The sequence below is a fragment of the Streptomyces pseudoechinosporeus genome, from assembly GCF_054783935.1.
This window is the reverse complement of sequence record NZ_BAAGPS010000028.1, coordinates 21,571-40,485: the sequence shown is the minus strand read 5'-3', so window position 1 is coordinate 40,485 and position 18,915 is coordinate 21,571. Positions and strand designations below refer to the sequence as shown.

Annotated in this window: 14 protein-coding genes; 7 read left to right on the top strand and 7 right to left on the bottom strand. The window is 69.4% G+C overall.

Translation table 11 applies throughout. The features are described 5' to 3' along the window. Positions 1 to 21: 21 nt before the first annotated feature. Positions 22 to 1,845 carry a phosphoenolpyruvate carboxykinase (GTP) gene (locus ACYVO6_RS28590; RefSeq protein ID WP_461066084.1) on the bottom strand — a complete coding sequence of 608 codons (1,824 nt, stop codon included), beginning with the start codon at positions 1,843 to 1,845 and terminating at the stop codon, positions 22 to 24. Positions 1,846 to 2,184: 339 nt separating this feature from the next. Here ACYVO6_RS28590 and trhA point away from each other — a divergent pair, with 339 nt between their 5' ends. The 4 genes from trhA to ACYVO6_RS28570 all read left to right on the top strand — a co-directional run bounded on the left by trhA (position 2,185) and on the right by ACYVO6_RS28570 (position 6,017). Continuing rightward, on the top strand, positions 2,185 to 2,901 hold the full coding sequence (gene trhA, locus ACYVO6_RS28585) for a PAQR family membrane homeostasis protein TrhA (protein ID WP_461066082.1): 717 nt from the start codon (positions 2,185 to 2,187) through the stop codon (positions 2,899 to 2,901). A gap of 102 nt (positions 2,902 to 3,003) precedes the next feature. Further along, complete coding sequence (locus ACYVO6_RS28580) at positions 3,004 to 4,578, top strand: MFS transporter (protein ID WP_461066080.1); 1,575 nt, start codon at positions 3,004 to 3,006, stop codon at positions 4,576 to 4,578. A 5-nt stretch (positions 4,579 to 4,583) separates the two neighbouring features. Then, complete coding sequence (locus ACYVO6_RS28575) at positions 4,584 to 5,216, top strand: TetR/AcrR family transcriptional regulator (RefSeq protein WP_461066078.1); 633 nt, start codon at positions 4,584 to 4,586, stop codon at positions 5,214 to 5,216. A 78-nt stretch (positions 5,217 to 5,294) separates the two neighbouring features. Next, positions 5,295 to 6,017, top strand: coding sequence for a Mut7-C RNAse domain-containing protein (locus tag ACYVO6_RS28570; protein WP_461066076.1), 723 nt, complete (start codon positions 5,295 to 5,297; stop codon positions 6,015 to 6,017). Between the two features lie 153 nt (positions 6,018 to 6,170). Here ACYVO6_RS28570 and ACYVO6_RS28565 read toward each other — a convergent pair whose 3' ends face one another. Together ACYVO6_RS28565 and ACYVO6_RS28560 are read right to left on the bottom strand one after the other, a co-directional pair. Beyond that, positions 6,171 to 8,666 (bottom strand): galactose oxidase-like domain-containing protein, encoded by a 2,496-nt coding sequence (locus ACYVO6_RS28565; RefSeq protein ID WP_461066074.1) that lies wholly within the window; start codon positions 8,664 to 8,666, stop codon positions 6,171 to 6,173. 257 nt (positions 8,667 to 8,923) lie between these two features. Next, positions 8,924 to 10,345, bottom strand: a complete 1,422-nt coding sequence (locus tag ACYVO6_RS28560; protein ID WP_461066072.1) for a glycosyltransferase family 39 protein — start codon at positions 10,343 to 10,345, stop codon at positions 8,924 to 8,926. Positions 10,346 to 10,905: 560 nt separating this feature from the next. Here ACYVO6_RS28560 and ACYVO6_RS28555 point away from each other — a divergent pair. Then, a complete protein-coding gene (locus tag ACYVO6_RS28555; protein WP_461066070.1) occupies positions 10,906 to 12,132 on the top strand; it encodes a glycosyltransferase in 1,227 nt (408 codons plus the stop codon). Continuing rightward, on the top strand, positions 12,129 to 13,328 hold the full coding sequence (locus ACYVO6_RS28550) for a glycosyltransferase (RefSeq protein WP_461066068.1): 1,200 nt from the start codon (positions 12,129 to 12,131) through the stop codon (positions 13,326 to 13,328). Before ACYVO6_RS28555 ends, ACYVO6_RS28550 begins: the two co-directional genes overlap by 4 nt. A gap of 89 nt (positions 13,329 to 13,417) precedes the next feature. Here the strand turns inward: ACYVO6_RS28550 and ACYVO6_RS28545 are convergent, their stop codons facing one another. The 3 genes from ACYVO6_RS28545 to ACYVO6_RS28535 are packed head-to-tail and all read right to left on the bottom strand — an operon-like array spanning position 13,418 to position 15,865. After that, complete coding sequence (locus ACYVO6_RS28545; protein ID WP_461066066.1) at positions 13,418 to 14,188, bottom strand: class I SAM-dependent methyltransferase; 771 nt, start codon at positions 14,186 to 14,188, stop codon at positions 13,418 to 13,420. Between the two features lie 13 nt (positions 14,189 to 14,201). Then, positions 14,202 to 15,014 (bottom strand): LLM class flavin-dependent oxidoreductase, encoded by an 813-nt coding sequence (locus tag ACYVO6_RS28540; protein ID WP_461066064.1) that lies wholly within the window; start codon positions 15,012 to 15,014, stop codon positions 14,202 to 14,204. Next, positions 15,011 to 15,865: an alpha/beta fold hydrolase gene (locus ACYVO6_RS28535; RefSeq protein ID WP_461066062.1), complete on the bottom strand. Its 855-nt coding sequence runs from the start codon at positions 15,863 to 15,865 to the stop codon at positions 15,011 to 15,013. The genes ACYVO6_RS28540 and ACYVO6_RS28535 overlap by 4 nt, the downstream gene beginning before the upstream one ends. Positions 15,866 to 15,961: 96 nt before the next feature. Between ACYVO6_RS28535 and ACYVO6_RS28530 the strand changes: the two genes are divergently transcribed. Further along, entirely contained in the window at positions 15,962 to 16,870 is a 909-nt protein-coding gene (locus ACYVO6_RS28530) for a LysR family transcriptional regulator (protein WP_461066060.1), read from the top strand. Here ACYVO6_RS28530 and ACYVO6_RS28525 read toward each other — a convergent pair. Next, positions 16,867 to 18,897, bottom strand: coding sequence for a thioredoxin domain-containing protein (locus tag ACYVO6_RS28525; protein WP_461066058.1), 2,031 nt, complete (start codon positions 18,895 to 18,897; stop codon positions 16,867 to 16,869). The two genes, ACYVO6_RS28530 and ACYVO6_RS28525, sit on opposite strands and share 4 nt — an antisense overlap. Positions 18,898 to 18,915: the final 18 nt, after the last annotated feature.

Genomic DNA, 18,915 nt, shown 5'->3' with positions numbered 1-18,915 from the left:
CCTGGGGTTCTTCGCCCCGCCTCAGCCCAGGCGCTTCACCAGCGCCCGGTACTCGTCCCACAGTTCCGTCGGCGTGTGGTCGCCGAACGTGTTGAGGTGGTCCGGGACCAGGGCCGCCTCCTCGCGCCAGACCTCCTTGTCGACGGTGAGGAGGAAGTCCAGCTCGGACTCGGAGAGTTCGAGACCCTCCGTGTCCAGGGCCCCCTTGGCCGGCAGGATGCCTATCGGCGTTTCGACGCCCTCCGCCTTGCCGTCCAGACGGTCCACGATCCACTTCAGGACGCGGCTGTTCTCGCCGAAGCCCGGCCACACGAACTTGCCCGCGTCGTTCTTGCGGAACCAGTTCACGTAGTAGATCTTCGGGAGCTTGGAGGCGTCCTTGTCCTTGGCGACGTCGATCCAGTGGCCCATGTAGTCGCCCATGTTGTAGCCGCAGAACGGCAGCATGGCGAAGGGGTCGCGGCGCAGTTCGCCGACCTTGCCCTCGGCCGCCGCCGTCTTCTCCGACGCCACGTTCGCGCCGAGGAACACGCCGTGGTTCCAGTCGAAGGACTCCGTGACCAGGGGGACCGCCGTGGCGCGACGGCCACCGAAGAGGATCGCCGAGATCGGTACGCCCTTCGGGTCCTCCCACTCGGGCGCGATGATCGGGCACTGGGACGCGGGGACGGTGAAGCGGGCGTTCGGGTGGGCGGCCGGGGTCTCGGACTCGGGTGTCCAGTCGTTGCCCTTCCAGTCCGTGAGGTGGGTGGGCGTCTCCTCGGTCATCCCCTCCCACCAGATGTCACCGTCGTCCGTCAGCGCGACGTTCGTGAAGACGGAGTTGCCCCACAGCGTCTTCATCGCGTTGGCGTTGGTGTGCTCACCGGTGCCGGGCGCGACACCGAAGAAACCGGCCTCGGGGTTGATCGCGTACAGCTGGCCGTCCTCGCCGAACCGCATCCACGCGATGTCGTCACCGATCGTCTCCACCGTCCAGCCGCGGACCGTCGGCTCCAGCATGGCGAGGTTGGTCTTGCCGCAGGCGCTCGGGAAGGCTGCGGCGACGTACTTCGACTCTCCCTGCGGCGGGGTCAGCTTCAGGATCAGCATGTGCTCGGCCAGCCAGCCCTCGTCGCGCGCCATCACTGAGGCGATGCGCAGGGCGTAGCACTTCTTGCCGAGCAGCGCATTTCCGCCGTATCCGGAGCCGTACGACCAGATCTCGCGGGTCTCCGGGAAGTGGGAGATGTACTTCGTGGAGTTGCACGGCCACGGCACGTCCTCCTGGCCCTCCTCCAGCGGCGCCCCGAGCGTGTGCACAGCACGCACGAAGAAGCCGTCGGAGCCGAGCTCGTCCAGGACCGGCCGGCCCATACGCGTCATCGTGCGCATGGAGACGGCGACGTACGCGGAGTCGGTGATCTCCACGCCTATCGCGGAGAGGTCCGAGCCGAGCGGGCCCATGCAGAACGGCACGACGTACATGGTCCGGCCGCGCATCGAGCCGCGGAAGACGCCCTGCTCACCGGCGAAGATCTCCCGCATCTCGGCGGGGTCCTTCCAGTGGTTCGTCGGGCCCGCGTCCTCCTCCTTCTCGGAGCAGATGAAGGTGCGGTCCTCGACCCGGGCGACATCGGTCGGGTCGGAGGCCGCGTAGTAAGAGTTGGGGCGCTTGATCGGGTCGAGTTCCTTGAAGGTGCCCTTACGGACGAGCTCCTCACTCAGTCGCTCGTATTCCGCCTCTGAGCCGTCACACCAGACCACGTTGTCCGGCTGCGTCAGTTCTGCGATCTCGTTGACCCACGAGATCAGTTCCTGGTGATTGGTGGGAACGGCAGGGGGAGCCGCGATGTCGCGCGCCACGATTGCTCCTAGATGAGGGGTTTTGTTGTCGAATGCCCCTTGGGGGCCGCGGCCCGGATGCTTCGTCTGGATCATTGGCGCTCATCCGGTGCCGACCGCACTCATTTGATCATCCGACGGGTTCGCGCATATGTCCAGAGCGCCTCACAGCTGAGCGGGCGTGACCATCACCACGCGATTCCCCCCGGGGTTCACCGTTTATTGTCCGCTTCGCCCCCAAATCGTCGTAGCGGACTGATTCACCTGGCCCTCAAACCTCGGTGAGACGATGGCCACTTGAGGCTTCCCACCTGTCCGAACTGATTCAGTACTTACGGTTCCGTAGGTACGATTCGCCCTATGACTGCGTCCGTCCCCGACGCGCCCTCGGACTCGCCGGCCGCCGGCCGTGTCTCCGCCGCGCTATCCCACCTGCCGCACCCGGACAAGCCGAAGCTCCGGGGCTGGCTGCACGCCGGGATGTTCCCGGCCGTGGTCGTCTCCGGCCTGGCCCTGACCGCCCTCACGGAATCGACGCGCGCCCGCATCGCCTGTGGGATCTACGTCCTGACCGCCTGCCTGCTGTTCGGCGTGAGCGCGCTCTACCACCGGGGGGACTGGAGTCCGCGGGCCGACGGCGTACTGCGCCGGCTCGACCACGCGAACATCTTCCTGATCATCGCGGGGACGTACACGCCACTGACGATGCTGCTCCTGCCGGACACCACGGGGCAGTGGCTGCTCTGGGGCATCTGGGGCGCGGCGGCGGCGGGCATCCTCTTCCGGGTGTTCTGGGTCGGCGCCCCACGCTGGCTCTACACCCCCTGCTACATCGCGATGGGCTGGGCGGCCGTCTTCTTCCTCCCCGACTTCATGCGCGCGGGCGGGATCGCCGTCCTCGTCCTGGTGATCGTCGGCGGACTGCTCTACAGCGCGGGCGGCGTGATCTACGGCCTCAAGCGCCCCAACCCGTCACCGCGCTGGTTCGGCTTCCACGAGGTCTTCCACTCGTTCACGCTCGCGGCGTTCGTCGCGCATTACGTCGGGATCTCGATCGTGGCTTACCAGCACGGGTGACCTGACCGACCTCCCCTTCAGTGGCCGCGACTTTCGAGCCGCGGCCACTTTTGCGTGCCCACACATTGACGGACGGCATCTTTTGAGAGTTACTCTCATTTCATGGCTACTGTCACTCCACGGGCCGAGACTCAGCCCGACCCCCGCCGCTGGTGGGCCCTCGGCGCCCTCGTCGCGAGCATGCTCGTCCTCGGCTTCGACCTGACGATCCTCAACGTCGCGCTGCCGACGATGGCCGAGCAGCTGGATGCGAGCACGGGTGAGCTCCAGTGGATCGTGGACTCGTACATCGTCGTGTTCGCGGCGCTGATGCTGCCCGCCGGACTGCTCGGTGACCGCTTCGGACGGCGCAGGATGCTGATCGCGGGGCTCCTCGTGTTCCTCGCCGGTGCCCTGTTCGGCACCCTCGTCTCCACGCCCGAGCTGGTCATCGCCGCCCGCACGGTCATGGGCGTGGGCGCCGCGCTGGTGATTCCGCTCGGGCTGTCCGTACTGCCGTCGATGTTCGGGCCCGAGGAGCGCAGCAAGGCGGTCGCCGCCGTCACCGCCTCGATGGCCGCGGGCATGCCGCTCGGGCCGCTCGTCGGCGGGCTGCTGCTCGACCACTACTGGTGGGGCTCGATCTTCCTGATCAACATCCCGATGGTCGCGATTGGCGTCGCCGCCTGTCTGTTCCTGCTGCCGGAGTCCCGCGACCCGGCATCGCCGCGCGTAGACGTCCTGTCCACCGCGTACAGCGCGATCGGTCTCGGCGCCCTGGTCTTCGGCATCATCGAGGCGCCCGAACACGGCTGGGGCAGCCCGCTGGTCCTCGGCTCGTTCGCGCTGTCCGCGGCTCTGCTCGCCGCCCTCGTCGTACGGGAGCGCCGGGCGGTGCGGCCCATGCTCGACCTGAAACTGCTCGGGCACCGCGGTTTCCTGTTCAACAGTCTGGCCGCGACGCTCGGCACCTTCGTCTTCTCCGGTCTGCTGTTCATGCTGCCGACGTACCTCCAGGAGGTCGGCGGCAGCGACGCCTTCGGCACCGGGCTGCGGCTGCTGCCGATGATGGGCGGTCTGATGGTCGCCGCGCGGGCGAGCACGCCCCTGGTGCAGCGTCTGGGCCCTCGCCCGGTGGTCACCGCGGGCCTGGCGGTGCTGTGCTTCGCCGCGCTGCTCGGCTCACGCACCGAGGCGGACAGCGGCTACGGGTTCACCGCGCTGTGGCTGACCATCGCGGGCCTGGGCTTCGGCCTCGCCATGGTGCCCGCGATGGACGCGGCGCTCGGCGGGATCCCCCGCGACGAGGCCGGCAGCGGCTCCGGGCTGCTGATGACGCTGCGGCAAGTGGGCGGTGCGATCGGCATCGCGCTGCTCGGCAGCCTGGTCGCCAGTGCCTACGGCAACCGGATCGACACCTCGCGCCTCCCGGCCGAGGCCGCGGAAGCGGCGCGTGAGTCGCTGACCGGGGCGCACGCCGTCGCCGAGCGGCTCGGCCTGCCCGGCCTCGCCCGCTCCGCCGACGCCGCGTACGTGGACGGCATGGGCGCGGTCCTGGTGGTGTGCGGCATCGCGGCGCTCGTGACCGCCCTGCTGACGGCGGCGCTGCTGCCGAACGTGCGGCCCGCCAAGGCCGAGGAGGCCGCGGAGGGCGAGGCTCCGGTCATGGCTCGTACCGAGTCCGATGGCGGACAATGACGGGCATGACCACGGCACGCACCTCCCTCCCCGAAGCCGCCCGGCACCTGAGCCTGCGGGAGCGGAAGAAGCTCAAGACGCGTATCGCGATCAGGAACGCCACCTACGAGCTGATCGAGGAGCAGGGGTACGACGCCACGACCGTGGAGCAGATCGCCGATCGCGCGGAGGTCTCACCGAGCACCGTCTTCCGGTACTTCCCGACCAAGGAGGACATCGTCCTCACCGACGAGTACGACCCCCTGGCGGAGGAGCTGCTGCGGGCGCGTCCGGAGGACGAGAGTCTGCTGGACTCGATGCGGTTCATCATCCGGCAGTCGATGACCATGGCGATCGCCGACGACCCGACCTTCGTGGAGCGCGAGATGAAGCTGCGCCTCCGGCTGATGATGGAGGTCCCGGCCGTGCGCTCCCGGGTCATGGAGAGCATGTCCGTGACGGGCCGCCTGATGTGCCGGGCGATCGCGGAGCGTACTGGGCGGCATGAGAACGACCTGGAGGTGCGGGTCTACACGATGGGACTGATGGGCGCGCTCCTCGAAGCGACCATCTACTGGACCGAACACGACTACCAGGGCGACCTGCTGGACCTGCTGGACCGCACCCTCGCCACCTTCAAGGACCTCCCCAAGCGATGACCCGGATGCCCCGGCGATGACCTCAGGGCGCCGGAAAAGGACCCGGCCACCGCACGGCGGTCGTGGCATCCTGACCCCGTGAACGGACCGGAGATCCACGTCGAGTTCGCCCCCGAGCTGGGCATGTTCGTCCCGCAGGCGCGGCGCGCGGGGGCCACCGAGGTCGTCACCGACGGAGTCTCCACGCTCGGGCATGTCGTGGAGTCGCTCGGTGTGCCGCTGACGGAGGTCGGCGGGCTCGTCGTGGACGGGCGTGCGGTGCCCGTGTCGTACGTGCCGAAGGCGGGCGAGTCCGTCGAGGTGCGGGCGGTCGCGCGACCGCAGCGGGTGGCGGGGGCGCCGCTGCGTTTCCTGCTCGACGTCCACCTCGGGACGCTCGCCCGGCGACTGCGGCTGCTGGGCGTGGACGCCGCGTACGAGTCCGCCGACATCGGCGATCCGGCCCTCGCCGCCCGCTCGGCGGCCGAGCGGCGCGTGATGCTCAGCCGTGACCGGGGTCTGCTGCGGCGCCGTGAGCTGTGGGCCGGCGCGTTCGTCTACAGCACGCGGACCGAGGACCAACTCCGAGATGTACTGGGCCGGTTCGAGCCTGAGCTGAAGCCGTGGACCCGCTGCACGGCCTGCAACGGCCTGCTCAAGGAGGCCGTCAAGGAAGACGTCGCGGACCGGCTCGAAGGCGGCACCCAGCGCTCGTACGACGTCTTCGCGCAGTGCGAGGAATGCGGGCGCGTGTACTGGCGGGGCGCGCATCATGACCGCCTGGAGGCGATCGTGATGCGCGCCGTGTCGGAGTTCGGCTAAGCCCGGTTCGAGGCTGCGGGTCCGTTGTGGCTGGTCGCTCCCCCACTCTCGGCTTCGCTCGAGCGGGGGGACCCCCATCGCGGCGGAGCCGCAAATGTCACAGCCCCGCGCCCCTAAGGGGCGCTGCACCGCACCGGACTTCGGCAAGCCCGCCTAGTGCTTGTGCACCTTGGGCACCTTCGGTGCCTTTGGCGTCTTGCGGAAGTCCCCCTTCCCGCAAGCGAACCCGTCCTTGTTGCGGTCCAGCTGGTGCCGGTCGCGGTCGTGCACCTTCATACGGCCGTAGCCCTCCGCCTTCAGCCAGTCGCACCGCTCGGCCTTCGGCATTGACGGGAACGTCCACGGCACGCACTGGTTGATCTCGCCGTACGCGTGGTCGCAGCCGTCGTAGCCCTCGGCCATCTCGACGCCCTCGTGCTGGTCGTGCTCCTCGTGAGCGGAGCTCTCGGCCAGGTCCTCCGCAAAGGCCTGGACACGTTCGGCGGCGACCTGGCCCTCCGGGCCGATGCGGACCCACTTGGACACGGACGGGACGCCGTTCGCGTCGACGACCGACAGCATGTACCAGCCGGGCGGGGCGAGGTTCGGGTTGCTGGTGAGGCTGAGGTCGATGTTGTTGCCGTCGACGGTCATCGGCAGGTCGACGTAACGCTGGTTGGGGTCGGAGGAGTGGGTGACGGCGGCCGGGCGGATCAGGGAGGCCTTGACCACCGGCTTGTCGACGGTGATGCGCTGCGACGTGCCGTACGCCCAGTTGTCGTCGGCCACCGAGGTGATCTGCGGGCGGTCGCCCTTGAAGAGGTACGGCGGCTTGTAGATCGACACGCGCAGATCGAACGAGCCGTCGCCTGGATTGTCGCCCACGTTCAGGACCCGGCCGTCCGGCAGCAGCGTGGACGAGGAGTGGTACGTCCGCGGCACCGGGTCGGTCGCGAGGCCCGGCTCGAAGGCGTTGGTCGCCGGGTCGTACATGGAGGCCTCGAAGACGGGGTCCTCCCGGTACGTGTGCAGGGCGCCGCCCGTCTCCAGGACCTTGCCGTCCGGGAGGATGACGGCCGAGACGTACACCTTGCCCTCGTCGCCGGTCTGCGGAGTGCCGTCCTCGTAGTGGCCCTGCGGCAGGTCGGGCGCGGGACCGTACTGCGGTGAGTCGGCCTTCATGTCGATCAGGTCGACGAGGCGGTGCGCGTCGGGCGAGACCGTGTGGTTGCCGCCGCCCATGGTGAGCACCTTCTGATCCTGGGCGGGCGGCAGCAGCACGGACATGGACTGGTCGCGCTCGTCCTTCTTCCTGAGGCCCGGTACCTCGGCGATGGTGCCCGCCTCGTAGTCGTAGACGGAGGCTCCGGTGCCGGGCAGTCCGTTGCCGAAGACATGGCTGCCGGTGTAGAAGAGGCGGCCGTCCTGGAGCAGGATCATCGACGGGTACAGGCCCCAGAAGGACCAGGCCTGCTTGGCCTCGCCCATCGGCAGCCACTTGTTCTGCGCGTACGAGAAGTGCTCGTTGACGACCGTGCCCGAGGAGTCCTCGGCGAGGCCGCCGAGCGCGATGACGTCACCGTTGCCCATCGCCGTGGCCGACGGGTACCAGTGGCCGGCGAGCATGTCGTTGACCTTGGCGTAGCTGTTCGTGTCCGGGTCGAAGACGTAGCTGGTCTTCAGGCCCTTGTAGCCGACGCTGCCGTCGGGCGCGGCGTAGTCCTTGTTTCCGCCCACCACCAGGACGCGGCCGTCCGGGAGTTGGACGTGTCCGGCGCAGAAGAAGTCCTCGGGGGTCGGGATGTCGGTGTACGTCCCCGTCTCCGGGTCGTACAGCGTGGACTTGAAGGTGCCCGCCTCGAACATGTCGAGGTCGTTGCCGGAGCCCGCGATCAGCAGGACCTTGCCGTTGTGCAGCAGCACGGAGTGGATGGCCCGTACCGGGGTCTCCATGCTCTCGACGGTCCACTCGCCCTTGCATTCCGGCCCGGTGCCGCCCGCCTTGCAGGGGTCGGGCTCGGAGGGGACGGTCGCGTCGACCATGGCGTAGTCGTCGGTGGTGAGGGAGCCCACGCCGTAGAGCGCGCCGCCCCAGGTGACCTGGTCGGTGTTCGGCGGAATTTCCGGGGTGCGGACCTCGGTGCGGCTCCAACCGGCGGACTGCTCAAGGGTCTTGAGGTCGGTCCAGTAGACCCAGCCGAGGGTGGTGTCGTGCCGGAAGATGGTGAACGCCACGTCCGGGGTCGTCGACTTGTACCAGAGCGACAGGTCGTACTGGTGGCCCGGAGTGACCTTCGGTGCGCAGGAGTTCTCCAGCATCATCGTCTTGCGGTCGCCGTCGGCGCGGCGGCTCAGATCGATGCGTACGGCGCGGCTGCCGCTGTGGGCGTCGTCGGTGACCGTGAACGTGTAGTCGTTGTCGCCCCAGCCCGACTTCTCGAAGCACTGCGGGAACTGGGAGGGGCCGTCGAGAATCTCCAGGCCCGGGTTGGCGACCAGGTTGGTGGCGGCGGTGGCGGGCTGTGCGCCGAGCGGCCCGAGCCCGAGGGCGGCGGCGAACAGCGCGAGCGCGGTCAGCAGCAGACGGGTGCGTCTGGCGCCCGGGTGCGGCAGCCATGATCTGCGGCGCGGTCTTCGGGCTCCGTACGCCATTTCGGTTCTGTACGACATCACGAGTCCTCCCTGAGCGGATTCGGCGAAGTCCGGTGCAGTACCCGCGCCCCTAAGGAGGCCGCAGGCCCCCTTAGAAGGCCGCAGGCCTCTTAGGGGCGCGGGGAACTGCGCGACCAGCCCCCACCGGGCCGCGGGTTCATCACTGTGCTTCCAGCGGAGCGCTTAGGGCTCGCAGAAGAACAACTTGCGGGCAAGTGACGCGCTGACCTGCGGAGTCAAGCCGCAAAACCCGCAAGTTAATTCTCTGCAGGCCCTTACGTCCCGATCTTGAGGATGTCGATCCGGCCGTCGCCCTCCCCGAAGGTGGCGACCGGACTGCTGTGCGCGAACAGGTCGCGCAGGGTGGGCAGGTTCTGGCGTTCACCGCGCAGGGCGGGGGTGGACACGACGTAGTCGATGTCCTTCCAGCCGTGCGGCAGCGTCTTGGTGACCGCCGGGTCCTGGTCGAGCTTGTAGTGCCAGATGGCGCCGGTGCCCGGCCGGTAGCCGGCGTCGACCGCGTCCAGCCACAGGACGCCGTCCGTGACGATGCGCAGCTCGTCGCGGTCGCCGACGGGGGTGTCGCGCAGCCAGCGTGAGGCGTCGCGGTAGACCTGGTTGTTGTCGGCGGTCATGGCGGCGCGGTCCTCGTCGTACCAGTGCGGTCCCGCGAGCGCCACGGCGGCCACGGCAGCTGTTGCCGCGGCGCCGATTCGCAGGCGCCGCTTGCCCGGCAGCCAGGCGACCGCGGCCTGGACGAGCCCGGCGAGCGTGATCGCCAGGAAGGGCAGCACCTGCACCACGTACATCTGTGGCAGATATCCGCCGGGGCGCAGCGCGACCAGTGCGAGCAGCAGGACGGCGAGGGCCACCGGCCACAGCCGGCGCACCGCGAGCGCCAGCACCGCCGCGGCGGCGCCTCCCACCAGCAGATACGGGTCCCGGGTCAGCCAGTCCTCGAACAGCTGGTGTGCGTCGGTGCCCGCCTCGAAAGGTGAGCCGCTGCCCTCGCGCCCGCCGAGCTGGAACTTGAGCGTGCCGAGCAGGGAGACATGCCCGGCGCCGGGCAGCAACTCGCCCTTGAGCAGGGCGTACAGCGGATAGAAGAGGGTGGTCAGGACGAGCCCGGAGCCGAAGCCCGCGAAGGAGAACTTGCGGGTTCTGGGATGGCTGCCCTGCCAGAGCGTCAGCAGCAGCACGGGCAGCAGGACGCCGACGGTCTCCTTGGACAGCACCGCCAGCGCGAAGGCGATGCCCGCCGCGGCATGGTGCGCCAGATGGCGGCGCGGTGAGAGCGCGAACGCGAAGGCGGCCAGCACCCACAGGACGGCGAAGTTGTCCAGATAGATCTGGCGGTGCAGGACCACCGAGAGCGGCGAGAGGGCGTACAGCAGCATGGCCGCCGCGGCTGTGGGGCGGGCCAGGCCGACGCGGCGGCCGACGACATAGACCAGTACGCAGGACACGGCCGCCACCGGCAGCATCGCGATCCGCCCGTGCACGAACGTCGGCAGGTCCGGCAGCAGCCAGGAGGGCAGCCAGGACATGCCGGCGAGCTGCATCCAGCCGAGCGGCGGGTGGTCGTACCAGTAGGTGTAATGCGCGAGCTCGCCGTGCTGGACGGCCCAGGCCTGCGCGAGATAGGTGCCCTCGTCGTCATTGGGGAATGGATAATTCCCGATTCCCCAAATCCTCACCGCCAGGGCGACGAGGAGAACAGGCGCAACCCAGAAATAATCTGGCCTTAACATCCTGCGGCGTACGGAAGACCTGTCCCCCGGTGAATTCTCCGGAGCCGGCCGGAGAGCAGACGAGGAACGCTCGGTTTTCTCCTCGTCAGAACGGTCGCGCACACCGATTTGCGGTATGGCAGTCCCCATACGGAATCCCCCACCCCCACTTTCAGGCGCCTGGCAGCCGAGGGCCTCCCCCTTGAAACCCCCCGGAATCAGGCATGCCGCAGCATCATGGCACACACTGGCCGCCGACATGACAAGAATGCGCCATTCCGGAAGTGTTGAAGATCATCGCCGCGGGTTCGTCATTGCCGGAGAATTGGGAAAGCTGCTAGCTTCGCTCGGGGGATCCTGATCGATCACGCGAGAACGCACGAGATCGCGCCGGATCGCGCGAGAAGAATCAGGAAGTTCCGGGGGAGCAAGGGGGCTCCGTCACCGGAACGATCCAGGTAGACCAAGGAAGACCGAGGGGGGAATTCATGGTCTCCGCTGTCCTTTTGCTGGATTCAATCGTGCTCATGGGCGCTGCCGGTATGACGCTCTGGTGGATGCTCCATGCCTGGCGCACTCCGGAGACGCTGGAGTCGACGGCGTTCGCGGAGCCCGACGGGCAGCACGGGCTGTCCTTCTCGCTCCTCGTGCCGGCCCGCCACGAGGAAACGGTCCTGCGGGCCACGGTCGAGCAGATGCTGCGCATGCAGCACTCCGCGTACGAGATCGTGCTGATCGTCGGCCACGACGACCCCGGCACCGCCGCCATCGCCCACGAACTGGCCGCCGAGCACCCCGAGAAGGTGCGCGCGGTCGTCGACACCCACGAGGTGAAGAACAAGCCGCGCGCCCTCAACAGCGCGCTGCCGTACGCCCGCGGGGACGTCGTCGGAGTCTTCGACGCGGAGGACATCGTCCATCCCGAGCTGCTCACGCACGTGGACTTCGCCTTCCGGCGCGAGAACGCCGACGTCGTCCAGGGCGGCGTACAGCTGATCAACTACCAGAGCAGCTGGTACAGCCTGCGCAACTGCCTGGAGTACTTCTTCTGGTTCCGCAGCCGGCTCCACCTGCACGCCCGCAAGGGCTTCATCCCGCTCGGCGGCAACACCGTCTTCGTCCGCTCCGAGCTGCTGCGGCAGACCGGCGGCTGGGACGGCAACTGCCTCGCCGAGGACTGCGACCTGGGCGTACGCCTGTCCAGCGGCGGCGCGAAGGTCGTCGTCGCCTACCACTCCGCGCTCGTCACCCGCGAGGAGACACCCGACTCGATCAGGGCGCTCTACAAGCAGCGCACCCGGTGGAACCAGGGCTTCCTCCAGGTCTACCGCAAGGGCGAATGGCGCCGGCTGCCCGGCTTCGGCCAGCGCATGCTCGCCCGCTACACCCTCAGCACACCGTTCGTGCAGGCCGCCACCGGCGTCATGATCCCGCTCGGCCTGGTGCTCGCCCTGGTCGGCGGCGTGCCGCTGCCCTTCTCGATGTTCGCCTGGCTGCCGATGCTCCCGATGGTCGCCATGGTGGTCTTCGAGGCCGTCGCCCTGCACGACTTCGGCCGCGAGTACGGCTTCCGCATCGGCTTCTGGCGATACGTCAAGCTGCTCGCCGGAGGGCCCGTGTACGCGGTGATCCTGGCCGCCGCCGCGCTGCGCGCCGTGTGGCGCGAGTACACCGGGCGCCGCGACTGGGAGCTGACCTCCCACGTCGGCGCCCATCTCCACGGCCAGACCCCGCAGCCGCAGGAGGCACGGTGACGGCGCTGCCCGCCGAGGTGTCCATCGTCGTCCCCACCTTCAACGAAGCGGACAACATCCACGAACTCCTCGGCCGGATCACCGCCGCCGTCCCCTCCGGGACGCGCGCGGAGGTGGTCTTCGCCGACGACTCCACGGACCACACCTGCCAGGTGATCGAGCAGGCGGCGGCGTACTGCCCGCTCCCCGTTCTTCTGCACCACCGGCCCGTCCCCGAGGGCGGCCTCGGCGGCGCGGTCGTCGAGGGCATCGCCCGCTCCTCCGCGCCGTGGATCATCGTCATCGACGCCGATCTGCAGCATCCGCCCGAGCTGATCCCGGAGTTGATCGCACGAGGCGCGGCGAGCGGCGCGGAACTGGTCGTGGCCAGCCGGTACGCGGCGGGCGGCGACCGCGACGGCCTCGCCGGCGGCTACCGCAAGCTGGTCTCCAGTACGTCGACACTGGTCACCAAGAGCCTGTTCCCGCGCACCCTGCGCGGGCTGACCGACCCGATGAGCGGCTTCTTCGCCATCCGCCGCACCGCCGTCGACCGGGCCGCGGACTCCGAGGAGAGCGAAGGGCTGCAACCGCTCGGCTACAAGATCCTGCTGGAGCTGGCGGTGCGCTGCCGTCCCCGGGGCATCGCGGAGGTGCCGTACGCCTTCGGGGAGCGGCACGCGGGCGAGTCCAAGTCCACGGCACGGGAAGGCGTACGTTTCCTGCGCCACCTGATCACCCTGCGCACCGCCGACGCCCGCGCCCGCGCCATCGCCTTCGGCCTGATCGGCCTCACCGGCTTCGTCCCGAACCTCGCCCTGCTGTGGCTGCTGACCTCACCGTCGGCGAACCTGCACTACGCCCCCGCCGAGATCATCGCCAACCAGGCGGGCCTGCTGTGGAACTTCGCCCTGATCGATTCCCTCGTCTACCGCAACCAGCGCCGCCACCACAGACGTTCGGTACGACTCCTCACCTTCGCGGCGGTCGGCAACGCGGACCTGGTGGCCCGCATCCCCCTCACCGCGCTGCTCATCGCGACGGCGGGGATGACGGCCCTGCCGGCCACCGCGCTGAGCATGGCGATCGTCTTCACGGCCCGTTTTCTGGTGGTCGACCGGTGGCTGTACCGGCGGGCTCGGACGGGGATGGAGGCACCGAAGCCGCTGGTGGCAACGGATCCGGTGCCGAATCCGTTGCCGGACCCTCTCGGCTGAAGGCTGCCCCTGGAGTCTGATGGGGCGCGCTCCTACATCAGCGCCCCGGGAGCAGGAGCAGTGATTCTGGCGGCGCCGCTTGCGGGTGGTCAAAGCCGGCGCGCGATGACCAGCCAGGCGCGGGAGTCGAACCATACGCCGTCGCCGGTGTCGTGCGCATCGAGAGTCGCGCCAAGCCGATCGAGTGCGCGCTCGGCGGACGCGGCATCCAGATCGGTGACCAATTCCTTCGCCATCCACAGCTGGAGTACGGCAGCACGCGCGCGGGCGGCGTCCGGGCCGTAGTAGACGGGCTCGCGTACGTCGACGACGTCCACTGCGGTGAAGCCGGCCGCGGTCAAGTGGCCGACCACGACGTCCGGATCGGCCAGTGTGAAGGGATCGACGGCCGCTGGGGCCGACGTCGATGACGCATGCCCGCGAGAGAGCGCCGCCCGGATCGCGACATGCCACTCCTGACGGTCGGCGGCCTGCCAGACCAGCTGCACGAAGCGCGCACCCGGACGCAGGGCTCGCCCGATGTTGGCGAACGCGGCGATGGGGTCGGAGAAGAACATCGTGCCGAACCGGCTGACGCCCAGACTGAAATGCTCCTGTGGGAAGGCATGGGTCTGGGCGTCGGCCTGCACGAAACCGACATTGCGGAGCCCTTCCGTCTCGGCCTGTTGGCGGGCCCGCGCCAGCATCGGGCCCGAGACGTCGATGCCGAGCGCGGCACCCGGCGACGCGGCTCGGGCCGCGTCCCGGGTGGTCTGGCCGGTGCCGCAGCCGATGTCGAGGACACGGTCGCCGGGTCGGATGTCGAGGGCGTTCCGCAGCCGCTCGTGATAGCGGGCGAGCTCCGAGTCGTAGTCGAACAATGCGATCTCCTCCTCATGCCGCGGGGCCGTCGCGGAGTACGCCGCGCACGGTGTCGAGCCGTACACCTGGTTCGAACTCCGGCAGCCACCACGTCGCGCCGGCCTTCGCGTACGGCTCGGGATCGACACCGGGCGGCAGAGCGACGGCGATGTCGTACGAGGCCATCTGGCCATGGCGCAGTTCGGTGAGGGTGCCGACGGCCTCGGCGAGCTGATCCGGGTGCTCGAGATTGGCCGGGAAGAAGCCGTCGAGCCGGGCGGCCCGGCGGATCGGCTTGACGTTGCCCGGGAATCCGGCGGCCCACACCGGCACGCCGGGCCGCTGAACCGGCCGCGGCAGGAACGCGATGTCGTCGACGGTGTAGTGCTCGCCGCGGTGGCGCACCGGCTCGCCGGACCAGGCGGCGGCCAGGATCGCCAAGGACTCGTCGAGCATCCGCCCGCGCCGCCGGTCGTCGAGCTGCTCACCGGTCTTGGACAGCTCGCCGGCGAACCGGTCGCTGCCGAGGCCGACGCCGAGCGTGAGGCGGCCGTCGCTGAGCCGATCCAGCGTCGCACTCTCCCGCGCGACCTTGGCCGGCCGGCGACGGGCAGGCGTCGACACCATCGGGCCGAGCCGCAGCCGTTCGGTCGCGGTCGCGATCGCCGCCAGTGCGATCCACGGGTCGGCGACCTGTCGGACCGGCGCCCGCCAGCACAGCTGATCCCATACGAAGCAGCCGTTCCACCCGGCTTCCTCCGCGTCGGCGGCGAGGCGCTGGGCCGCCCGCGGGTCGGCGAGGTCGTCGAAGAGCGGCAGCCAGAGTGCCGACCGCAGCCGGTTCATGGGCGGCCTCCTTCCGTGTGCCGCACCAGGGCCGACACGAAGTCGTCCCACACCGGTCTCGGCAGGTCATGTCCGGCCCCCTTGAGGACCAGCAGCCGCGCACCGGGGATCGCGTCGCGCAGCGCCTCGCCGTGCGGCAGCGGCAGCAGTGGGTCGTGGTCGCCGTGGACCACGAGCGTCGGCGCCGCGATGTCGCCGAAGCCGCCGCGCACCGGACCGTCGAGCTCGATGGCGTAGTGGTTGACCAGAGTCGACGCGTAGCTCCTGGCGCGCGCCACGTCACGTTCGACCAACGCTCGGATCGCGGCCTCGTCGAAGTACGGCGAGCCACCGGCGTACGCCCTCGCGCCGGTGACCACGTACTCGACGACCGCGCCCGCGTCGGAGAGGTCCGGCTCGGCCGGCATGGCCAGGTCGCTCGACGGCGGCGGCAGGTCGTCGGCACCGGTCGAGCTCGAGACGAACGTCAGCGACGCGACCCGGTCGGGATGGTCCACACCGAGGATGAGTCCGATACCGCCGAACATCGACTGACAGACCACATGGGCGCGCTCGATGCCCAAGGCGTCCTGGATGCCGAGCACGTCCAGGGTCAGGTCCGTGAACGAGTAGGCCGGCTGTCCCGGCGGGTAGCAGGTCGACCGGCCAGTGTCCCGATGGTCGTACCGGACCACGAACCGGCCACGGACGGCGATCTGTTCGCACAGATCGGCGTCCCACCACAGCATCGAGGCGGCCGACCCGGCGACCAGCACGATCGCCGGAGCCGCGCGGTCTCCGAAGGTCTCGGCACACAGCTCGACGCCGTTGATCCCGAGTAGTCGCTCGTCGTGAGATTGATGTGAGGTCATGTCTGGCACGCTAGAGCCCGCGACTTCATCGTGAAAAGCGATGATTTCCGATCGATTCGATCGCTCATGACGATGTGCGTCGCTACGCTGGAATGCGTGAGCAACGTCGAGCTGCGCCATCTGGCGGCGATGGCCGCCATCGCCGAGGAGGGCTCGTTCGGTCGGGCGGCCGCCCGTCTCGGGTACACCCAGTCGACGGTGAGCCAACAGATCGCCGCGTTGGAGAGGGCCGTCGGCGGTCCGGTGTTCGACCGGCCGGGCGGTCCCAGGCCAGTGCGGCTCACCCCACTGGGCTCCGTGGTCCTGGACCAAGGTCGCGCACTGCTGGCGAAGGCGGATGCACTGGCCGACGCCGTGGACCGGTTCAAGGCGGGAGACGGCCGGATCGACATCGGCACGTTCCAGAGCGTGTCCAACATGATCCTGCCGTCGGTCGTACGCCGGCTGCGAGACGAGCACCCCGGCTGCGACATCAGGTTGTCCGAGGAGGAGCCGGAGCAGCCGCAGATCGGTGACCTTGACCTGCTGTTCTACGACGGCCGCATCGACGGCGACGTCGAGCACCGCAAGCTGCTCGACGATCCGTATCTGCTGGTGGCGGGCGCCGGCACCTTCCCCGAAGGTCCGGTCCCGCTGGAGCGGCTCGACGGCGCACCGATGGTGGCCTGGCCGCTGACCTGCGACCAGCCCTTGATGGAGCAGGCCCTCGCCCGCAGCGGTGCCCGTCCGCAGGTCGTGTTCCGCAGCGCGGTCAACGACACCCTGTTGTCGATGGTGCGAGCTGGCCTGGGATCGGCGGTGCTGCCCTGGCTCGCCATCCGTGGCGCCGACGTCCCATCCGACGACAGGCTCCGCATCCACGAACTACAGCCGTCCCTGCCGTCGCGGGAGATCTACCTGCACTGGCGGGCCGGACGTACCCACTCACCACTTGCCGGCCGGGCCATCGAGATCGCCGTCGAGGTCGCGGCCGATCTCGCGCCGCCGCCGGCAGACCGGCTCTAGGAGACCAGCTTCTGCCGGAGGCCCGCCGTGTCCGTCACCGGTGCGTCGCAGGTGAACCGGCGGCAGACGTAAGCCGCCGGTTCGCCCTCCACCAGCGGGCGGTCGGCGAGGAGCGGGAGTTCGTCGCTGCCGGGGGCTCCCACCGCGACGACCGCACCCGGAGCGGTGGTGAGGAGGGCGGTGCGGTGCAGTTCCTTCGTCGCCGGGGCATCCGCCGGTCCGACCACGGCCACCTCACGCGGCCCGTCGAGCAGGGCCTCCGCGGTCGCGAGCCCCCAGCCGATGAAGCGCGGCGCCCGCGGGCCGAGCGCCCTGACGACGCCCAACGCCCGTTCCGCGGCGGTGCGATGGGGCTCGGCGCCGGTCTGCGCCGCGTAGCTCAGCAGGGCACCGGCCGCCGCGCTCCACCCGGAGGGCGTGGCGCTGTCGGTCGGGTCCTGCGGGCGGCGGATCAGCTTCTCGGCGTCGGCGGCCGTGTCGTACAGGGTGCCCGACTCCTCGTCGGCGAACTGCACGAGCACATGGTCGAGCAGGAACCCGGCGAACTCCAGCCAGACCCCCTCACCGGTCACCGAGGCAAGGGCCAGGAACCCCTCGGCAACATCCGCGTAGTCCTCCAACACACCCGCGTTCGCTCCGACTTGGCCGTCCTTCGACGTACGGGCGAGCCGGGCACGCTCGTCCAGATGCAGACGTACGAGAAGATCGGCGGCACCGAGCGCGGCCTCGACGAGGTCGGGACGGTCGAAGTACGCACCGGTCTCCGCGAGGGCGGCGATCGCCAGCCCGTTCCAGGCGGCGACCACCTTGTCGTCACGGCCGGGAGCGGGCCGCTGGGCACGGGCCTGGTTGAGGCGCTGCTTGACGGATTCGATCCGCTCGGCGTCGAACACGCCTTCCTGCTGCGGCAGTTGAAGAACGGAGGCGCCCTCTTCGAAGGTCCCCTCTTCCGTCACGCCGAAGTACTGGGCGGCGAGCTCGGCGTCCTCGTCGCCGAGGACATCGGCGAGCTGCTGAGGCGTCCACACGTAGTACGCGCCCTCGACATGCTTCCCGGTTCCGTCGTCGCTGTCGGCGTCGAGCGCGGAGGCGAACCCGCCCTCGTTCGTGCGGAGTTCGCGGACCATGAAGTCGGCGGTTTCGAGGGCGACGCGGCGGGCGAGGTCGGAGCCGGTGGCTCGCCACAGGTGGGCGTAGACGCGGCACAAAAGTGCATTATCATAGAGCATTTTCTCAAAATGGGGCACAATCCACTCACGATCGACGGAGTATCGAGCGAACCCCCCGCCGAGCTGGTCGTAGATCCCCCCGCGAGCCATCCGCTCACACGTATCGGCGGCCATCTGCAACGCACCCTCGGACCCGGTCCGCGCGTGATGCCGCAACAGGAACTCGATCACCATGGACGGCGGAAACTTCGGTGCTCCGCCGAACCCGCCGCGCTGGGCGTCATAATCCCGCGTGAGCCCGAGCAACGCCTGCGCCAGCCCCTCCTCACCAGGCACGGTCGTGTCCCCGTACGAGATCTCCCGCCCGGCAAGATCCCGCACGATCTTCCCGGCAACCTCGGCGACCTCGTCCCGCCGGTCGATCCACGCGCTGTGCACGCCCTCCAGCACCTGCCGGAAGGAGGGCATGCCCTGCCGCGGCGCGGGCGGGAAATAGGTCCCGAAGTAGAACGGCTCGGCGTCCGGCGTGAGGAACACGGTCATGGGCCAGCCACCCTGCCCGGTCGCCGCCTGCACGGCCTCCATGTAGACGGCGTCCACGTCGGGGCGTTCCTCGCGGTCGACCTTGATGTTCACGAAGTGGTCGTTCATGTACAAGGCGGTTTGTTCATCGTCGAAGCTTTCGCGCGATAGGACATGGCACCAATGGCAGGCCGAATAGCCGACGCTGAGGAGCACCGGCACGCCGCGCTTCCTCGCCTCCTCGAATGCCTCGGCCGACCACGGCCACCAGTCGACCGGGTTCTCTGCATGCTGGAGGAGGTACGGGGACGTTTCGTGGGCCAGTCGGTTCGGCATACTCCCATCCTGCCCGAC

Excerpts from the sequence above, each read along its gene's own strand:
- ACYVO6_RS28555 (WP_461066070.1), top strand. The coding sequence starts at position 10,906 with ATGGGCGCTGCCGGTATGACGCTCTGGTGGATGCTCCATGCCTGGCGC.
- ACYVO6_RS28565 (WP_461066074.1), bottom strand. The coding sequence starts at position 8,666 with ATGTCGTACAGAACCGAAATGGCGTACGGAGCCCGAAGACCGCGCCGC.
- ACYVO6_RS28580 (WP_461066080.1), top strand. The coding sequence starts at position 3,004 with ATGGCTACTGTCACTCCACGGGCCGAGACTCAGCCCGACCCCCGCCGC.
- ACYVO6_RS28575 (WP_461066078.1), top strand. The coding sequence starts at position 4,584 with ATGACCACGGCACGCACCTCCCTCCCCGAAGCCGCCCGGCACCTGAGC.
- trhA (WP_461066082.1), top strand. The coding sequence starts at position 2,185 with ATGACTGCGTCCGTCCCCGACGCGCCCTCGGACTCGCCGGCCGCCGGC.
- ACYVO6_RS28525 (WP_461066058.1), bottom strand. The coding sequence starts at position 18,897 with ATGCCGAACCGACTGGCCCACGAAACGTCCCCGTACCTCCTCCAGCAT.
- ACYVO6_RS28540 (WP_461066064.1), bottom strand. The coding sequence starts at position 15,014 with ATGAACCGGCTGCGGTCGGCACTCTGGCTGCCGCTCTTCGACGACCTC.
- ACYVO6_RS28535 (WP_461066062.1), bottom strand. The coding sequence starts at position 15,865 with ATGACCTCACATCAATCTCACGACGAGCGACTACTCGGGATCAACGGC.